Source organism: Rhodopseudomonas sp. BR0G17 (assembly GCF_010907025.1).
Classification (GTDB): Bacteria; Pseudomonadota; Alphaproteobacteria; order Rhizobiales; family Xanthobacteraceae; genus Rhodopseudomonas; species Rhodopseudomonas palustris_H.
Genome location: NZ_QUML01000245.1, coordinates 1 through 386, shown reverse-complemented (window position 1 = coordinate 386; position 386 = coordinate 1). Strand labels below are relative to the sequence as shown.

The 386-nt window shown below is 59.8% G+C and carries 1 protein-coding gene; it reads right to left on the bottom strand.

Annotated elements, in window-relative coordinates:
• Positions 1 to 20 precede the first annotated feature (20 nt).
• A partial coding sequence (gene bfr / locus DY467_RS26060) for a bacterioferritin (RefSeq protein WP_164639936.1) occupies positions 21 to 386 on the bottom strand: 366 nt, incomplete at its 5' end.

The following is a 386-nucleotide window of genomic DNA, read 5'->3' as shown; positions in this document are numbered from 1 at the left end:
AAATACGACCGGGCGAGCGATCAGTGATCGACCTCGCCGATGTGATGCTGCTGATACAGCTCAATGCCGATGCGGCCGACCAGATCGAGCTGGGTCTCGAGGAAGTCGATGTGACCTTCCTCGTCCTTCATCAGCTCTTCGAACAGGTCGCGCGACACGTAGTCCTTGACGCTGTGGCAGTAGGTTGCCGCTTCCTGATACAGCGCGCGAGCGTCGAGCTCGGCCTGCAGATCGGACTCGAGAACTTCCTTCATGTTCTGGCCGATCCGCAGCGGATCGAGCACCTGCATGTTCGGGAAGCCGTCCAGGAACAGGATCCGATCGGTGAACTTGTCGGCGTGGACCATCTCCTCGATGGACTCCTTGCGCCAGATCTTGGCGAGGGC